Here is a 14,031-nt window from a genome sequence, read left to right as displayed (position 1 = left end):
CGAAGAGATCCTCGACTCACTCGCCCGCTTCTGCCGACGAATCTCCGGCGCAGGACACTAGTACGACTTCGGCAGCCCCAGGGTCTGGTGGGACACGTAGTTGAGGATCATTTCCCGGCTCACGGGAGCGATGCGGGCCACGCGGGACGCCGTGATGAGCGAGGCGAGGCCGAACTCGCGGGTGAGGCCGTTGCCGCCGAGTGTGTGCACCGCCTGGTCGACGGCCCGCACACAGGCCTCCGCGGCCGCGTACTTGGCCATGTTCGCGGCCTCCCCCGCGCCGATGTCGTCGCCCGCGTCGTACAGGTGGGCAGCCTTCTGCATCATCAGGCGGGCCGTCTCCAGCTCGATGTGGGCCTGCGCGAGCGGGTGCGCGATGGCCTGGTGCGCGCCGATGGGCGACTTCCAGACGGTGCGCTCCTTGGCGTACCCGACGGCCCTGGCCAGCGCGAAACGGCCCATGCCGATCGCGAACGCGGCCGTCATGATGCGCTCGGGGTTGAGGCCCGCGAACAGCTGGAGCAGGCCGGCGTCCTCGTCACCGACGAGCGCGTCGGCCGGGAGCCGTACGTCGTCGAGCACGAGCTCGAACTGCTTCTCCGGCGCCTGGAGTTCCATGTCGATCTGCCGCCGCCCGAAGCCCTCGGCGTCACGCGGCACGATGAACAGGCACGGCTTGAGGCTGCCCGTACGCGCGTCCTCGGTGCGGCCCACGATGAGGGTGGCATCGGCTATGTCGACGCCGGACACGAACACCTTGCGCCCGGACAGGATCCAGTCGCCGCTGTCCCCGTCGCGGCGGGCGGTGGTCGTGATCCGGTGCGAGTTGGAGCCCGCGTCGGGCTCGGTGATCCCGAACGCCATCGTGCGGCTGCCGTCGGCGAGACCCGGCAGCCAGGCCGCCTTCTGCTCCGGGGTCCCGAAGCGGGAGATGACGGTGCCGCAGATCGCGGGCGACACGACCATCATCAGCAGCGGCGCACCGGATGCGCCCAGCTCCTCGAGGACCAGCGACAGTTCATACATGCCACCGCCTCCGCCGCCGTGCTCCTCGGGCAGGTTCACGCCCAGGTAGCCGAGCTTCGCGGCCTCCGCCCACAGCTCCTCGGGGTGGCCCTCCTCGCGGACGACGCGGGTCATGTAGTCGCGTCCGAAGCGGCTGCCGAGAGCGGCGACGGCGGAGCGCAGGGCCTGGTGCTCCTCGGATTCGAGGACGGGAGCGTTCACGACTGATCCTCCTGTACGACGGCGAGCAGGGCGCCGACCTCGACCTGGCGGCCGGGCGCGGCGTGCAGGGCGGTGAGCGTGCCGGAGGCGGGAGCGGTGATGCGGTGCTCCATCTTCATCGCCTCCAGCCAGATGAGGGGCTGCCCCACGGCGACCGTGACGCCCTCGGCGAGCCCTTCGGCGAGCCGCACGACGGTGCCGGGCATGGGCGCGAGCAGGGATCCCGGCTCCTGGCGCGCGACGGGCTCGGGGAGGCGGGGCAGGGCGGTGAGCGCGGCGCCGTTCACGTACACGCGCTCCCCGTGCACCGATACGTCGAACTTCCTCACTACGCCCTCCACTTCGAGCACGACGAGCGCCGGGGTCGCGCGCACGACGCGCACTCCGTCCGCGGCCAGACCGTCGCGGGTGTGCCGGTAGAGCACCTCGTGCTCGGTCCCGTCGGGTTCGGTGCGGTAGTGCTTGACCTGCGGCTGCGACGCCACGTTGCGCCAGCCGCCGAAACGGGAGCGGCCGTGCGCGTCGGCGAGGGCCGCGGCGAGCGGCGCGTACGGGTCCGGGTCCGACGCCGTGAGCGCGGCCAGGTGCCGGTCGTAGAACCCGGTGTCCGTGCCGCCCGCGGTGAACTCCGGGTGCCGCAGCGACCGTACGAGCAGCTCCCTGTTGGTGACCGGGCCGTGCACGACGGCCCGCTCCAGGGCGCCCGCCAGCTTGCGCAGGGCCTCGGCGCGGGTCGGCGCGTGCGCGACGACCTTGGCGAGCATCGCGTCGTAGTGCACCCCGATCGGGTCGCCGTCGGTGAACCCGGTGTCCAGGCGTACGGCCTCCGGGACGGACAGCCGGTGCAGCGTGCCGGTCTGCGGGGCCCAGCCGGCGGCGGGATCCTCCGCGTACAGACGGGCCTCTACCGAGTGTCCGCGCGCCACGGGCGCCTCTTCACCCAGGGGCTCGCCCTCGGCGACGCGCAGTTGCAGCGCCACGAGATCAACGCCGAACACGGCCTCGGTGACGGGGTGTTCGACCTGGAGGCGGGTGTTCATCTCCAGGAAGTGCGCCCTGCCGTCGGCGACGAGGAACTCGACGGTTCCGGCGCCCCGGTAGTCGGTGGCGCGTGCGGCGCGCACGGCCATCTCCCGTAGAGACGCCTCGAGTTCATGCGTGAGACCGAGTGCGGGCGCCTCCTCGATGACCTTCTGATGGCGCCGCTGGAGCGAGCAGTCGCGGGTGCCCAGCGCCCACACGGTGCCGTGCGCGTCGGCCATGACCTGCACCTCGACGTGCCGGCCACCCTCGATGTACGGCTCGACGAACACCTCACCGTCCCCGAAGGCACCCAGCGCCTCGGCCCCGGCGGCAGCCAACTGCGCGTCCAGCTCGGCCAGTTCCCGTACGACACGCATGCCGCGCCCGCCGCCGCCGGCGGCGGCCTTCACAAGGACGGGCAGGTCCTCGTCCGTGACGGCCTTGAGGGGCTCTATACCCATGAGCTCCTTGGCGCGCGTCTTCGACGCCATCGCCTCGATCGCCTCGGGCGGCGGACCGATCCAGGTCAGACCCGCGTCGGCGACGGCCCGCGCGAAACCGGCGTTCTCGGACAGGAACCCGTAGCCGGGGTGCACGGCGTCCGCGCCCGCGGCCAGGGCGGCCTTCACGATCAGGTCGCCGCGCAGATACGTCTCGGCGGGCGACGCCCCCGGAAGCCGTACGGCGGCATCGGCCACGCGCGCGTGGAGGGCGTTCTCGTCGGCGTCCGAGTACACGGCGACGGTCCGGATGCCCAGCTCGGCGCAGGTACGGAAGACGCGGCAGGCGATCTCGCCGCGGTTGGCGACGAGTACAGAGGTGATCATTCGTGTGGTCATGGGCCTCACATCCGGAACACGCCGAATCCACCGCGCGCGCCCTCCACGGGCGCCGTGTGGATCGCGGACAGGCACAGGCCGAGCACGGTCCGGGTGTCGCGCGGGTCGATGACCCCGTCGTCGTACAGCCGCCCGGAAAGGAACATCGGCAGGGACTCGGACTCGATCTGCTGCTCCACCATCGCGCGCAGCGCCGCGTCCGCCTCGTCGTCGTACGGCTGCCCCTTCGCGGCGGCGGACTGGCGGGCCACGATCGACAGGACACCGGCGAGCTGCTGCGGCCCCATCACGGCCGACTTGGCGCTCGGCCAGGCGAAGAGGAAGCGGGGATCGAAAGCCCGCCCGCACATCCCGTAGTGACCCGCCCCGTACGAGGCGCCCATGAGGACCGAGAGGTGCGGCACGCGGCTGTTGCTGACGGCGTTGATCATCATCGAGCCGTGCTTGATGATGCCGCCCTGCTCGTACTCCTTGCCGACCATGTAGCCGGTGGTGTTGTGCAGGAACAGGAGCGGGATGTCGCGCTGGTTGGCGAGCTGGATGAACTGGGCGGCCTTCTGCGACTCCTCGCTGAAGAGAACCCCTTGCGCATTGGCGAGGATGCCGACCGGATAGCCGTGCAGGGACGCCCAGCCGGTTGTCAGGCTCGACCCGTACAGCGGCTTGAACTCGTCGAAGTCGGAGCCGTCCACGATCCGGGCGATGACCTCGCGCGGGTCGAAGGGGACCTTGAGGTCGCCGGGCACGATGCCGAGGAGTTCGTCGCTGTCGTACTTGGGCGGCTCCACGAGCTGTGGATCCGCGTACGCCTTGCGGTGGTTGAGACGGGCGACGACGCGGCGCGCCTGCCGGATCGCGTCCCGCTCGTCGAGCGCGAAGTAGTCGGCGAGCCCGGAGGCACGGGCGTGCATCTCGGCGCCGCCGAGCGACTCGTCGTCGCTCTCCTCGCCGGTCGCCATCTTCACCAGGGGCGGCCCGCCCAGGAAGACCTTCGCCCGCTCCTTGACCATGATCACGTGGTCGGACATGCCGGGGATGTACGCGCCGCCGGCGGTGGAGTTGCCGAAGACGACGGCGACGGTGGGGATCCCGGCGGCCGAGAGGCGCGTGATGTCGCGGAAGATGCCACCGCCCGGGATGAAGATCTCCTTCTGGGAGGGCAGATCGGCGCCGCCGGACTCGACGAGGCTGATGCAGGGCAGCCGGTTGGCGAACGCGATCTCGTTGGCGCGCAGGGCCTTCTTCAGTGACCAGGGGTTACTGGCTCCGCCGCGCACCGTCGGATCGTTCGCGGTGACCAGGCATTCGACGCCTTCGACGACGCCGATGCCGGTGACGAGGGAGGCGCCGACGGCGTAGTCGCTGCCCCAGGCCGCGAGGGGGGAGAGTTCGAGGAAGGGCGTATCGGGGTCGAGGAGCAGCTCGATACGTTCGCGGGCGAGCAACTTGCCGCGCTTGCGGTGCCGTTGGACGTACTTCTCGCCACCGCCCGCGAGTGCCTTGGCGTGCTCGGCGTCGAGCGCGTCGAGCTTGCCGATCATGGCCTCGCGATGAGCGGCGAAGTCGGCACCGCCGACGTCCAGGGCCGAGGCGAGAACGGTCACAGGAGCACCTCCGGTATGTCCAGATGACGGGAACGCAGCCACTCGCCGAGCCCCTTGGCCTGAGGGTCGAAACGGTGCTGGGAGGCGACGCCCTGACCGAGGAGGCCGGTGACGGTGAAGTTGAGGGCGCGGAGGTTGGGCAGCACGTGCCGGACAACTGTCAGCTGACGACTTTCAGCTATCAGATTCTGAAATCTGTCAGCTGTCATCTCATGCACGAGCCACCGCCAGGCCTCGTCCTGGTCCCCGGCTCCGGCTCCGGCTCCGGCTCCGGCTCCGGCCCAGTCACCGTCCGAGCCCTCGCCCCCGTCCACCCACACCCCCACATTCGCGTCCCCGCCCTTGTCGCCGCTGCGGGCGCCCGCGACGAGGCCGAGAGGGGCGCGCCGGGTGGGGCCGGGCGGCAGGGGCGCGGGCAGGGGTGGTTCCTCCACGTCCGTCAGCGCGCGTACAGGACCGTCGTACGTGATCAACTTCCGCTCGCCGTCCGGCAGTACGGCGACCTGCTCGACCTCGCCCCGGTCCACGTACGCCGCCTCGAACACCCCGTACGGCGCGCCCTTCCCCGGCGGGGCCGTCACGTGGAAGCCGGGGTAGCTGCCGAGTGCCAGCTCGATCGCCGCGCTGCTGAGGGTGCGGCCCACCGCGTCCGCGTCGCCGTCCCGGACGACGAGCCGCAGCAGAGCGCTCGCGGTCTCCTCCGTGTCCGCGTCCGCCCGATCCGTGCGCGCCAGCTCCCACGTCACCTGTGCAGGGCGGGACTTGGCACGGTCGAACGCCTCGTCCATCTGCTCCCGTACGAGCGACGCCTTGGCCTCGATGTCGAGGCCGGTCAGCACGAACACGACCTCGTTGCGGAAGCCGCCGAGCCGGTTGAGGCCGACCTTGAGGGTGGGGGGCGGGGCCTCGCCTCGTACGCCGTCGACACGGACGCGGTCCGGGGCCTCCTGCGTGAGCCGTACGGTGTCCAGCCTCGCCGTCACGTCGGGTCCGGCGTACCGGGCACCGCCGGTCTCGTAGAGGAGCTGTTCCGTCACCGTCCCCACGGTCACGAGCCCGCCCGTGCCGGGGTGCTTGGTGATGACGCAGGAGCCGTCCGCGTGGAGTTCGGCGAGGGGGAAGCCGGGGCGCCGCAGATCGCGGGCCCGCCCGGCGAAGCGGGAGTAGTTGCCGCCCGTCGCCTGGGTCCCGCACTCCAGGATGTGCCCGGCGACGACGGCCCCCGCGAGCCGGTCGTACGCGTCCTGCTCCCACCCGAAGCGCCAGGCCGCGGGCCCGGTGACCAGGGCGGCGTCGGTGACGCGGCCGGTGACCACGATGTCGGCACCGGCGGCGAGACAGGCGGCGATCCCGGCGCCGCCGAGGTAGGCGTTGGCGGTGAGGGCACCCGGGAAGCGCCCACCCGGCGAGAGGTCGTCGCCCTCGACGTGCGCCACGCGCGCGTGGAGGCCGAGCCGGTCCGCCAACGCCCTTACGGCGTCGGCGAGTCCGGCCGGGTTGAGTCCGCCCGCGTTCGCGACGATCCGCACGCCCCGGTCGAGCGCCGGGCCGAGGGTCTCCTCCAACTGGCGCAGGAAGGTGCGGGCGTAGCCGCGCGCGGGGTCCTTCAGGCGGTCGCGGCCCAGGATGAGCATGGTCAGCTCGGCGAGGTAGTCGCCGGTCAGGACGTCGAGGGGGCCGTCTTCGAGCATCTCGCGCAGGGCGTCGAAGCGGTCGCCGTAGAAGCCGGAGGCGTTGCCTATGCGCAGTACGTCCTCGGTCACCGCCCGGCCCCCTTCGCCTCACGCCCCGGTCCCGGCGGTCCCGCGAAGGCCTGGGCGATGTCCAGCCACCGGCCGGCGTCGGCGCCTTCGGCCCGTACGTCGACGTCGTCGCGGTGCGCCCGCTGCGTCACCAGCAGGCAGAAGTCGAGCCCGGATCCCGTCACGCGCTGCGCCGCGTCCTCGGGCCCGTACGTCCACAGGTCGCCGGAGGGGGCGGCCAGTTCGACGCGGAACTCCTCGGCGGGCGGGGTCAGCCCGCGTACGGTGAAGGCGAAGTCGCGGGCCCGGATCCCGATGCGGGCCACATGCCGCAGCCGGTCGCTGGGCTTGCGCTCGACACCCAGCGCATCGGCCACGTCCTGACCGTGGGCCCAGGTCTCCATGAGGCGGCCCGTCGCCATGGAGGCGGCCGACATGGGTGGCCCGTACCAGGGGAAACGCGTCCCCGCGGGGGCTGCGACCAGGGCCCGGAGCAGTTCCTCACGGCCCGCGCGCCAGCGGGCGAGCAGTTCGGCGGGCGGCAGCGCGGCGCCCTCCTCCGCCCCCGCGTCGACGAAGGCGTCGGGCGCGGCGACGGCGTCCCGCACGAGATCGGCGAACGCGTCGGCGTCCGTGACGGCGAGCAGGGCGGAGCGGTCGGTCCAGGCCAGATGCGCGATCTGGTGGGCCACGCTCCAGCCGGGCGCTGGCGTGGCGAGGGCCCATCGGTCCTCGCTCAGCTCACTGACGATCCGGTCGAGTTCGGCGCTCTCACTGCGCAGATCCTCGAGCACGGCCAACGGGTCGGACACGATGCGCTCCCCTCCGGGGCACGACGGCGTGCCCCGGAGCATGGCAGCGCCCGGAGAAACAATCAAGCGTGCTTGTATGAAAATTGGCCAGGGGGGAGGCGATGCAAAACGGGTGCGGCGGACGTCGGAGGGCTCTGCTCAGCCCTCCACCGACGTCCGCCGCACCCGCGCGTCAACCAACCTGACGCTCGGCCCACTTCGGCCCGCTCCGGCCTGCCTCGGCCTACTCGGTCTCCGGCGCGGGCATTCTCTTGCCCCCCGACGCCGGCACCTTCTTGGCCTCCGGCTCGGGCATCTTCGCCCGCCCCCGGCCCACCTGCGTGCGCACCGCGCCGATGCTGGCCGCGATGACCAGGGCGATCGCCAGGGCGCCGAGGGCGGACATGGCCTGGTCGAGGATGAGGAATCCGGCGAGCGCGGCGATGGCCGGTTCGAGGCTCATCATGACGGCGAAGGTGGACGCGGGCAGGCGGCGCAGGGCGAGGAGTTCGAGGGTGTACGGGAGGACCGAGGACATGACGGCGACGGCCGCGCCGAGGGCCATCGTCGTCGGCACGACGAGCTTCGAGCCGGACGCCGCGATGCCGAGCGGCAGGGAGAGCACGGCCGCGACCGCCATCGCGAGGGCGAGCCCGTCCGCTTGCGGGAACCTGCGCCCCGTGCGGGCGCTGAAGATGATGTACGCCGCCCACATGCCGCCCGCCGAGACGGCGAAGGCCGCGCCGACCAGGTCGAGTCCGCCGAAGCCGCCCCCGCCGAGGAGGAAGACGCCGCAGAGCGCGAGGCCGGCCCAGATCGCGTTGACCAGGCGGCGGGAGGCGAAGACCGACAGGGCGAGCGGGCCGAGCACCTCGAGGGTGACGGCCGGGCCCAGGGGGATCCGCTCCGCCGCCTGGTAGAAGAGCATGTTCATACCGCCCATGGCGACGCCGAAGGCGACGACGGTGCCCCAGTCGGCGCGCGAGTGACCGCGCAGCTTCGGCCGGCACACGATGAGCAGCACGATCGCGGCGAACACCAGGCGCAGGGTGACCACGCCGACCGCGCCGGCGCGCGGCATCAGCGACACCGCGACGGCCGCGCCGAACTGCACCGACACACAGCCGCCGAGCACGAGTCCGACCGGGCCGAGCGCGCCCCAGCGGGAGCCGTTCGGCGTGGCACCCTCGGGCGCGCCGGGAGCACCCGCCACCTCCGGCTGCGCCACCGCGGCCTCCGGCGGCACCAGTGCGGCGGCCGCCGCGTCGGCGCCGGTCGCAGCCCGGTCGGTCCGTGAGACGTTCACGTCTGAGCCTTCCCTTTCACCGCCACCCCACAGTTCAATAGGGTGGACTTCACCGTCCAAGGTAGTACACCACGTCATGATCGTGGACCCCTCTTACGGCTGACGTTCCACCGCCTGCACGTTCAGCGCGACGCAAGCCCACCTGTCACGCTAAGACCGCCGCGCGCGGTCCGTGAAATGCCGACTGCGCTCCCGTTATGCTCCGCAGGCATGAGCGGTCCGTATGCCCTCCACTCGCTGGAGCTGCGCCATCTGCGCTGCTTCCTCGCCATCGCCGAGGAGGGCAACGTCACACGCGCCGCCGCCCGACTCCGCCTCACCCAGCCCGCCGTCTCGCGCACCCTCGCGACCCTCGAGGACGCGCTCGGCGTACGGCTCGTCGACCGCTCCACCCACCACCTCGCCCTGACCGCCGAAGGGCGCGCGTTCCAGGAGAGCGCGGCGGCCGCCGTCGCCGCGTTCGAGGACGCCCTGGACTCCGTCCGCGCCGTGCGGCGCCCGCTGCGGCTCGGGCACGCCTGGTCGGCGGCGGGCCCATACACCACGCCCCTGCTGCGGCGCTGGCGGGAGCGGCACCCCGACGTGCCGCTCGAACTCCTGCGCATCGACGACCGCACGGCCGGACTGACCCGCGGCGCCGTCGACGTGGCACTGCTGCGCGGGCCCGTGGACGCGCCGGGCCTGGTCACCGAGCTCCTGCACACGGAGAGCCGGGTCGCGGCCGTACCGTCCGACAGCCCCCTCGCCGCGCGCGGCGCGCTCAGCCTCGCCGACCTCTCCGGCCACACCATCGCCGTGAACACCGTCTCCGGCACCACCGCCCTCGACCTCTGGCCGGCCGCCGTCCGGCCCACCGCGACGATCACCGTGGCGAACACGGACGACTGGCTCGCGGGCATCGCGGCCGACCGCGCGGTGGGCGTCACGACGACGGCCACGCCCGGCATGCACCCGCACCCGGGCGTCGTCTACGTCCCGCTGACCGACGCCCCCGACCTGCCCGTCGTCCTCGCCTGGCGCGACGCCGGCCCGCGTCACCCCGCCGTACGGGACCTGGTGGAACTCGCCCACGAGGTCGTACCGTCCGGCGGAACGCGATCTACGGAGTGACCCTGGAGGTCGTGCCGTCCGGCGGAACGCGTCCTACGCCGTGACCCCAGAGGTCACCGTCCGGCGGAACGCGCCCCACGACGTGACCCCGCAGGTCATACCGTCCACCGGCACGCGCCCTACGAACTGAACCCCAGCGCCTCCGCGAGCACCTCAGCCAGATGCCGCCCCGGCCGGCCGCCTTCCCGCTCCAGCTGCTCCAGCTGTGTGCGGCACGAGAAGCCGTCAGCGAGGACCACGGCGTCGTCGGCGGCGGCACGGACGGCGGGCAGGAGCTGTTCCTCCGCGCAGGCCGCCGACACGTCGTAATGCCCTTTCTCGAAGCCGAAGTTGCCCGCGAGGCCGCAACATCCCCCGCTCAACTCGCCCTCCAGACCGGCCCTTTCCCGCAGCCTCCGCTCGGCGGCGTCACCCAGGACCGCGTGCTGGTGGCAGTGGGTCTGGCCGACGGCGGGGCGGTCTACGCGGGGCGGGTCCCAGTGCGGGGCGAACCGCTCCAGGGCCTCGGCGAACGTGAGGACCGAGTCGGCGAGGAGCCGGGCGCGCGGCGCGTCCGGCAGCAGCTCCGGCAGATCGGTGCGGAGCGCGGCGGCGCAGCTCGGCTCCAGGACAACGACGGGCAGCCCGGAGTCGATGACCGGCCGCATCAGGTCGAGGGTGCGGCGCAGGACGGCGCGGGCGCGGTCGAGCTGGCCCGTGGAGACGTACGTGAGGCCGCAGCAGACGCGGCCGCGCCGCGACGGAAGGAGTCCGGCGACCGCCGCCAGCCCGTCCGGCCTGTAGTCGAAGACCCGCGTCGGGGGCAGCAGCACGGAGAGCCCCGCCTCTTCGAGTACCCGCACGGCGGCCTGCCCGACCTGCGGCGCGAGATGCTCCGTGAACGTGTCCGGCCACAGGACCACCTCGGGCCCGTCGCCCCCGAACCGCGCGGCGCCGCCCCGCCGGGCCACCTGCACCCGCCGCCGCAGATCCCGCCGCCACCACGCGCTGAACGTCTCGGGGGCGACCCGCGGAATCTTCCGCTCCGAGGCGATCCCGCCGAGCCGCTTGCCGAGGGCTGCCAACGGCCCCACGCGCGCGAGGGTGTTGACGACGCCCGCCACGCGCGCGTGGTGCACGGCCCGGAGCCAGCGCGGCAGCCACCCCATGGAGTAGTGCGCCGCGGGCCGCCTGCGCCCTTCGTAGTGGTGATGCAGGAACTCCGCCTTGTACGTGGCCATGTCGACGCCGACCGGGCAGTCCGTGCGGCAACCCTTGCACGACAGGCACAGGTCGAGTGCGTCCCGTACCTCCGTGGACTGCCAGCCGTCCGTGACCACCTCGCCGGCGAGCATCTCGTGGAGCAGGCGCGCGCGCCCGCGCGTGGAGTGCGTCTCCTCGCCGGTCACCCGGAAGGACGGGCACATGACACCGCCCGAAGGGGCGGATTCCGTACGGCACTTGGCGACGCCCACGCAACGGCGTACCGCGGCGGAGAAGTCGCCGCCGTCGTGCGGGTAGGCGAACTCGACGTCGACGGGGCCGCGCGGCAGGACGGCGAAACGCAGGTTCTCGTCGAGGCGGGCGGGGCGCACGAGAATGCCGGGGTTGAGGAGACCGTCCGGATCCCACGCGTCCTTGATCCGCCCGAAGAGGTCCACCAGCTCAGGCCCGTACATCTTCGGCAGGAGTTCGGCGCGGGCCTGCCCGTCGCCGTGCTCCCCGGACAGCGATCCGCCGTGCGCGACGACGAGTTCGGCGAGGTCCTCCGAGAAGTGCCGAAAGCGCCGCACGCCGGTCTCGCTGAGCAGGTCGAAGTCGATGCGTACGTGGATGCAGCCGTCCCCGAAGTGCCCGTACGGGGTGCCGCGCAGGCCGTGCTGCGCCAGGAGCCCCCTGAAGTCCCGCAGATACGGGCCGAGGCGGGCGGGCGGCACCGCGCAGTCCTCCCAGCCGGGCCACGCCTCGGTGCCGTCGGGCATACGGGTAGCGGTGCCGGAGGCGTCCTCGCGGATGCGCCACAGGGCGCGCTGGCCCGCGGGATCGTCGACGACGAGGGAGTCCGTCGTGCCGTCGGCCGCGGCCCGCACGATCGCCTGGGCGTGCGCGCGCGCCTGGGCCGCAGTGTCGCCGCCGGTCTCGACGAACAGCCAGGCGCCGCCCTTCGGCAGGCCGGCCTGTTCCCGTACGAGGTCGGCGGCCATGCCCTCAACGGTGAGCGGCCGGTGCGGCAGGAGCCCCGCGGCGGCCTCGGCGGCGGCACTCTCGTCGGTGTAGGCGAGCACCGCGAGGGCACGCGCGCGTGGCGCTTCGACGAGCCGGACGGTCGCCTCGGTGACGATGCCGAGGGTGCCTTCGGTGCCGCAGAGGAAACGGGCGAGGTCGACACCGTTCTCGGGGAGCAGGGCGTCGGCGGCGTACCCGGAGATACGACGCGGCAGGTCGGGGAAGCCCGTGCGCAGGAGCGCCAACTCACCCTCGATCAGCGGGCGGAGGGAGTCGGGGGCGCCTTGCCAGCCACGGCCCAGGGTGCGCTGACGAAAATCACCGTTGGACTGACGGACAACAGATGACAGATAACAGATATTGTCAGCCGTCGTTCCATAGGCCACCGAATGCGACCCGCACGAGTTGTTCCCGATCATCCCGCCCACAGTGCACCGACTGTGCGTAGACGGATCGGGCCCGAACCGAAGTCCGTGCCGCGCGCCCGCCTCCTGCAACCGGTCGAGGACGACCCCCGGCTGCACCACGGCAGTTCGTGCTTCCGGGTCGACCGACACGATCCGGTTCATGTGCCGCGTGAAGTCCATGACGACGCCCGTCCCGGTCGCCTGTCCCGCGATCGACGTACCGCCCCCGCGCGCCACGACCGGCACCCCGTGCTCCCGGCAGACCGTGAGCACGGCCGCCACGTCGTCGGCGTCGCGCGGCGCCACGACCCCGACGGGGACTCTCCGGTAGTTGGACGCGTCCATGGTCATCAGCGCCCGCGCGGCCGCGGAGAAGTCGACCTCCCCGCGCACGACGCCACGCAACGCCCTCGCGATACCTTCCGGGTCCTGGTTTCCCACGGTGGCAGACATGCCTCCCAGCATGCATCTCCCCCGGGAACGACAACAGTTCGCCACGACAGGAGCAACTCCCATGCCCCGCATAGCCCTCGACCCGTTCGTCACCGACCTGGACACCGAGAGCGCCGCGCTGCGCGCCGCGGGCCCCCTCGCCGAGGCCGAGCTGCCGGGCGGCGTACCGGTATGGGCGGTCACGCACCATACGGAGGCGCGTCAACTCCTCAACGACCGGCGGCTGGTGAAGGACATCGAGGTGTGGGGCGCGTGGCGGCGCGGCGAGATCCCGGCCGACTGGCCGCTGATCGGGCTCGCCAACCCGGGCCGTTCCATGCTGACGGTCGACGGCGAGGACCACCGCAGGCTGCGCACGCTCGTGGCGCAGGCCCTCACGCCCCGCCGCGTGGAGCTGATGCGCGACCGGATCGCGCTGCGCACCGAGGAGCTCCTGGACGCCCTGCCCGACGACGGCACCACCGTCGACCTCAAGGCCGCGTTCGCCTACCCCCTCCCCATGTACGTGATCGCCGACCTCATGGGCATCGACGACTCGGCGCTGCCCCGCCTCAAGGTCCTGTTCGAGAAGTTCTTCTCCACGCAGACCCCGCCGGCGGAGGTCGTCGCGACGCTGACGGAGCTGGCCGGGATCATGGCCGCGACGGTCGCCTCCCGGCGCGCGGAGCCCGGCGAAGACCTGACGAGCGCCCTGATCCTGGCGTCGGGCGACGACGGCGACCGGCTCACGGACGAGGAGATCGTCTCCACGCTCCAGCTGATGGTCGCGGCGGGCCACGAGACGACGATCTCGCTGATCGTCAACGCCGTGGTGAACCTGTCCGCCCACCCCGAACAGCTCGCCCAGGTCCTCTCCGGCGACGTCCCGTGGGAGGCCGTGGTCGAGGAGACGCTGCGCCACTCCACGCCGACGTCGCACGTCCTGATCCGCTTCGCCGCCGAGGACGTGCCGGTCGGCGGCAAGGTGATCGCGAAGGGCGACGCGCTGATCGTGTCGTACGGGGCCATCGGCCGGGACGAGCAGGCGCACGGCCCGACGGCGGGCGCGTTCGACGTGACGCGCACGTCCCCGAACCGCCACATCTCGTTCGGCCACGGCCCCCATGTGTGCCCGGGCGCGGCGCTCTCCCGCCTGGAGGCGGCGGTGGCACTGCCCGCGCTGTACGCCCGCTTCCCCGACCTCACCCTCGCCGTCCCGCCCACGTCCCTGCGCCACAAGCCGGTGGTGACGCAGAACGACCTGTTCGAGCTGCCGGTACGGCTTCTGCGCTGAGGGCTGACCCATCCAGGACCGGCATATCCAGCCCTTCCGGCGTTTGAGGAA

At 72.6% G+C, this 14,031-nt stretch carries 9 protein-coding genes; 2 read left to right on the top strand and 7 right to left on the bottom strand.

What is annotated here, in order from left to right:
- Positions 1 to 57: 57 nt before the first annotated feature.
- The 6 genes from CG723_RS25370 to CG723_RS25345 form a co-directional block, all read right to left on the bottom strand.
- The gene (locus tag CG723_RS25370; protein ID WP_100595768.1) at positions 58 to 1,227 is read right to left on the bottom strand and encodes an acyl-CoA dehydrogenase family protein; all 1,170 of its coding nucleotides are present in this window, start codon (positions 1,225 to 1,227) and stop codon (positions 58 to 60) included.
- Positions 1,224 to 3,077, bottom strand: a complete 1,854-nt coding sequence (locus CG723_RS25365) for an acetyl/propionyl/methylcrotonyl-CoA carboxylase subunit alpha (protein WP_100595767.1) — start codon at positions 3,075 to 3,077, stop codon at positions 1,224 to 1,226. The genes CG723_RS25370 and CG723_RS25365 overlap by 4 nt, the downstream gene beginning before the upstream one ends.
- Positions 3,078 to 3,094: 17 nt before the next feature.
- Complete coding sequence (locus tag CG723_RS25360; RefSeq protein ID WP_100595766.1) at positions 3,095 to 4,693, bottom strand: acyl-CoA carboxylase subunit beta; 1,599 nt, start codon at positions 4,691 to 4,693, stop codon at positions 3,095 to 3,097.
- A complete protein-coding gene (locus CG723_RS25355; protein ID WP_100595765.1) occupies positions 4,690 to 6,456 on the bottom strand; it encodes an acyclic terpene utilization AtuA family protein in 1,767 nt (588 codons plus the stop codon). The genes CG723_RS25360 and CG723_RS25355 overlap by 4 nt, the downstream gene beginning before the upstream one ends.
- Positions 6,453 to 7,247, bottom strand: coding sequence for a TIGR03084 family metal-binding protein (locus CG723_RS25350; protein ID WP_100595764.1), 795 nt, complete (start codon positions 7,245 to 7,247; stop codon positions 6,453 to 6,455). Before CG723_RS25350 ends, CG723_RS25355 begins: the two co-directional genes overlap by 4 nt.
- 223 nt (positions 7,248 to 7,470) lie before the next feature.
- Positions 7,471 to 8,475 (bottom strand): EamA family transporter, encoded by a 1,005-nt coding sequence (locus CG723_RS25345; RefSeq protein ID WP_199841890.1) that lies wholly within the window; start codon positions 8,473 to 8,475, stop codon positions 7,471 to 7,473.
- A 234-nt stretch (positions 8,476 to 8,709) separates the two neighbouring features.
- Here CG723_RS25345 and CG723_RS25340 point away from each other — a divergent pair, with 234 nt between their 5' ends.
- Entirely contained in the window at positions 8,710 to 9,642 is a 933-nt protein-coding gene (locus tag CG723_RS25340) for a LysR family transcriptional regulator (protein WP_100595763.1), read from the top strand.
- 119 nt (positions 9,643 to 9,761) lie between these two features.
- Here CG723_RS25340 and CG723_RS25335 read toward each other — a convergent pair whose 3' ends face one another.
- Positions 9,762 to 12,707, bottom strand: coding sequence for an FAD-binding and (Fe-S)-binding domain-containing protein (locus CG723_RS25335; RefSeq protein ID WP_100595794.1), 2,946 nt, complete (start codon positions 12,705 to 12,707; stop codon positions 9,762 to 9,764).
- 61 nt (positions 12,708 to 12,768) lie between these two features.
- Between CG723_RS25335 and CG723_RS25330 the strand changes: the two genes are divergently transcribed.
- Positions 12,769 to 13,980, top strand: coding sequence for a cytochrome P450 family protein (locus CG723_RS25330; protein WP_234374506.1), 1,212 nt, complete (start codon positions 12,769 to 12,771; stop codon positions 13,978 to 13,980).
- The last annotated feature ends 51 nt before the right edge of the window (positions 13,981 to 14,031 follow it).

The sequence above is a fragment of the Streptomyces sp. CB01635 genome (genome assembly GCF_002803065.1).
Taxonomy (GTDB): Bacteria; Actinomycetota; Actinomycetes; order Streptomycetales; family Streptomycetaceae; genus Streptomyces.
The sequence above is the reverse complement of the archived record's forward strand: the minus strand, read 5'-3'. Positions and strand labels throughout refer to the sequence as shown.